This window comes from Bartonella sp. AD24XZML, from assembly GCF_042196485.1.
In the GTDB taxonomy this organism is placed as follows: Bacteria; Pseudomonadota; Alphaproteobacteria; order Rhizobiales; family Rhizobiaceae; genus Bartonella.
Genome location: NZ_JBHIQH010000027.1, coordinates 1 through 1,635, shown reverse-complemented (window position 1 = coordinate 1,635; position 1,635 = coordinate 1). Strand labels below are relative to the sequence as shown.

Annotated in this window: 1 protein-coding gene; it reads right to left on the bottom strand. The window is 38.1% G+C overall.

What is annotated here, in order from left to right; genetic code table 11:
- Positions 1-281: 281 nt before the first annotated feature.
- Entirely contained in the window at positions 282-1,448 is a 1,167-nt protein-coding gene (locus ACFIMX_RS02550; RefSeq protein ID WP_375693983.1) for a tyrosine-type recombinase/integrase, read from the bottom strand.
- Positions 1,449-1,635: the final 187 nt, after the last annotated feature.

The following is a 1,635-nucleotide window of genomic DNA, read 5'->3' as shown; positions in this document are numbered from 1 at the left end:
TCTGTTAAAAGAATATCATTTTCTGTCATTCTAAAATCCTTTCATAATAAAAAATAGAACCAAATCATGCCTATTTATTAACCATATTTTTGAATCATTGGAAAGGTATTTAGTCTATAAAAAACAATATTTTATCATAGTTTTATTGATGTAATAAATTATGAGTCTTATTGAGAGAGAATGAGAGAAAAGAGAGCTNAAATTATGAGTCTTATTGAGAGAGAATGAGAGAAAAGAGAGCTAAAGTTATCCACAGATAATGGGGTTATTCACCCCATATCTTAAGATTGACCAGTGACATAAGCCGCCCATTTATCCATATAAACACGGCGCTGTTCTAAATAGTCAGTACGACGATAGGCACGCTCTACTTGTCCTCCTACGGTATGACTTAGAATAGTTTCAGCGACCTCATAGGGGGCATCGGTTGTTTCAGCAAGCCAATCGCGTAAACTAGAGCGAAATCCATGGGGGCAGGCGTTTAGTCCAGTTTTTTGCATATACCTTGCCATATTACTTTCACCAAGAGGAGCACGACCGGTTGCAGAAAGGATAAAATCACTTTTGGAAAGACAGCGAGCATGTTCAATCACTTTCATTGCTTCTGTTGATAAAGGTACGCGAAATTCTGTTGTAGCATCGCGCTTTCCTTTCATATTTTCAGCAGGAATTGTCCATATATTTCCATCAATCTGATCTTTATGAATATGACGTAAAGGAAAAGTACGAACGCCTGTCAGAATAAGCAAACGTAAAGCCAGATGTGTTATAGCTGTTGTTTGGCAAAGTGTTTTATAAAAAGCAGGAATGTCTCTCCAATCCATAGCTGGTATATTTTGTGCTTTATGGAGTTGTTTTCCTAAGAGAGCTTGTGCTTTTGTTACTGCTTGTAAATCAACATCCAAACCCAAAGCAGCCGCATGTTTGAGACAAAGATTGAGACGAATGAGAGCTCTACGCGCTGTAACAGCTTTTGTATGCCAGATAGGGGCAATAGTGTTGCGTATCTCTGTTTGGGTAATCTCTGAAACGGGTAAACAGCCTAATTTAGGGAGAATATAAAGACGTAAAGGTAAAAACCAATCACAAGCCTTGCCATCATCTTTTAATTCAGCTTTACGACTTTCAAAAGCATCCAAAGCAATATCTTTTAAATAATGAAGATTGCTTATTGCCTCACGCTTTTGTTTATTGCGTTCTTTAATGGGGTCACGCCCCTCATGCAAAACAGAACGCCATTGATTTGCCAATTCACGGGCTTTTTTTAAAGAGACATGTCTTAAAGCACCCAATCCCATTTCACGACGGCGCCCGTGAAGGGTATACCGTAAAATCCATTGAGCACCTCCATCTTTACGCTTATGAAGTAACAAGCCGGCACCATCATTATATTTGCCAGCCCCCAATGTTGCGACAGATCTTGCATTAAGACGGTTCATAAGAGCCATTTTTAATCCTTTCTTATACAAATTTTATCCACACACAAATCCCGCTTGTTATGTGCAAATGAGTGGTTTTGATTGATTCAAGATAAACCGCTTTGAAATGAGAGAATCTTACGTTATTCGAGACTCTCATTCAACATACAAAACAGTGAATTATCATTATAAATCAATACGTTGCCTTGATGCAACA

What these genes read in the sequence shown, in the direction of transcription:
- ACFIMX_RS02550 (WP_375693983.1), bottom strand. Translation starts at nt 1,448, where the DNA reads ATGGCTCTTATGAACCGTCTTAATGCAAGATCTGTCGCAACATTGGGG.